Source organism: uncultured Campylobacter sp., assembly GCF_937890585.1.
Taxonomy (GTDB): Bacteria; Campylobacterota; Campylobacteria; order Campylobacterales; family Campylobacteraceae; genus Campylobacter_A.
Genome location: NZ_CALACG010000052.1, coordinates 1 through 1,773, shown reverse-complemented (window position 1 = coordinate 1,773; position 1,773 = coordinate 1). Strand labels below are relative to the sequence as shown.

Genomic DNA, 1,773 nt, shown 5'->3' with positions numbered 1-1,773 from the left:
TTAGAGAGCTATTTAACAGAGGCAAATCTTACGCGCCTTCAATCATCTTTATCGACGAGATAGACGCTGTTGGCAAGAGCAGGGGTGGGGCTAGAAACGACGAGCGAGAAGCTACGCTAAATCAGCTGCTAACCGAGATGGACGGCTTTGAGGACAACTCTGGCGTCATCGTCATAGCCGCAACAAATAGGATCGAGATGATTGACGAGGCGCTACTTAGATCGGGCCGCTTTGATAGGCGTATATTTTTATCAATGCCTGATTTTAACGACAGGGTGGCGATCCTAAACACATATCTAAGAGATAAAAACTGCGAAGTGTCAGCGGAGGATATCGCTAGGATGAGCGTTGGCTTTTCTGGTGCGGCACTTAGCACGCTTGTAAATGAAGCTGCGATAAATGCCCTAAGAAACGGCGAGAGCGTGCTTAGGATGAGGGACTTTGAAGCTGTTTTAAACAAGGTTTTGCTCGGCAAAAAAAAGGTGCTAAGCTACAGCGAGAGCGAGAAGAAAATTCAAGCCATCTATCAAGGTGCAAAGGCGCTAAGTGCTTACTGGTTTGATGTGAAATTTGAAAAAATTTCGCTCATTGAAGACCGCTTTATGGCGACTGAGCAAGAGATCGAGTCAAAGTCACAGATGCTCTCACGCATAAAGGTTTTAATCTCTGGCATGTGCAAGCTTGAGATAGATGAGAACGACATCTTTTCAAACTCAAGCAACGATCTAAATTTAGCAAAAGAGATCGCCTCAAAGATGGTTTATGAATACGGTATGGGAAATTCTTTCGTGCCAAATCCAAACGATGTGGAAGAAATTTTAAAACAAGCAAAAGATGAGATAATCTCCTTTTTAAAGGGCACAAACGAGCAAATCGCAAGGATAAGCTCATATCTGCTTGCTTACGAGAGCGTAGATAAAGAGACGCTTGCTAAAATTTTAAATGAAAACTACTAATAAAGGAGAAAAAATGAAAGCAAAAATAGGAATTCTAACTATGTCAGATCGCGCAAGTGAGGGCACATACGAGGATAAATCAGGCCCAGCGATCAAAGAGGTGCTTGATGGCTGGATAGTAAGTGAGAGAGAGTATTTTTACGAGGTGATCCCAGATGAGCTTGATCTCATAAAAGAGAGGCTCGTGCACATGATAGACGTGCTAGGATGCGACCTTGTGCTAACGACTGGAGGCACAGGACCAGCAGTGAGAGATGTCACTCCAGAGGCTACTGAGGCAGTTTGCGAGAAGATGATGCCAGGTTTTGGCGAGCTAATGAGAGCTGCAAGCTTGCAATACGTCCCAACAGCGATCCTATCACGCCAAACAGCAGGCATCAGAGGTCACGCGCTCATCATAAATTTACCAGGTCAGCCAAAAGCGATAAAAGAGTGCTTAGAACCTGTATTTCCAGCAGTGCCATACTGCATAGACCTGATCGAGGGTGCATTTATCGAGACCGATGAAAACGTGATGAAAGTTTTCCGCCCAAAACAAAAGAAAATTTCTTAAATTTAATCCACAATAGAGCCTAAATTTAAGCCAGCCATCTTTGGTGGCGGCTAAATTTAGGTTTTTGCTTACTATTTTAAATTTATATATTCAATTTTGGTGACAATTAATAAAATTTAATAGAACAACTGCAATAACCGATGATGGGTTGGCTGGCTAGTTCATTAAGTAGCAGAAATTATGATGTTTTATTAGTGCTAAATCTATGCAAGTTTTTTGCAAAAAAATCGCTGCGCCAGTGATAAATTTAGCAAACAATAAATA

At 42.1% G+C, this 1,773-nt stretch carries 2 protein-coding genes; both read left to right on the top strand.

Annotated features, from left to right (window positions below):
• Window positions 1-956, top strand: a 956-nt coding sequence (locus Q0296_RS01350) for an AAA family ATPase (protein WP_298035799.1), incomplete at its 5' end; no start/stop codon positions are given.
• Between the two features lie 13 nt (window positions 957-969).
• On the top strand, window positions 970-1,509 hold the full coding sequence (gene mog, locus Q0296_RS01345) for a molybdopterin adenylyltransferase (protein WP_002940911.1): 540 nt from the start codon (window positions 970-972) through the stop codon (window positions 1,507-1,509).
• Window positions 1,510-1,773: the final 264 nt, after the last annotated feature.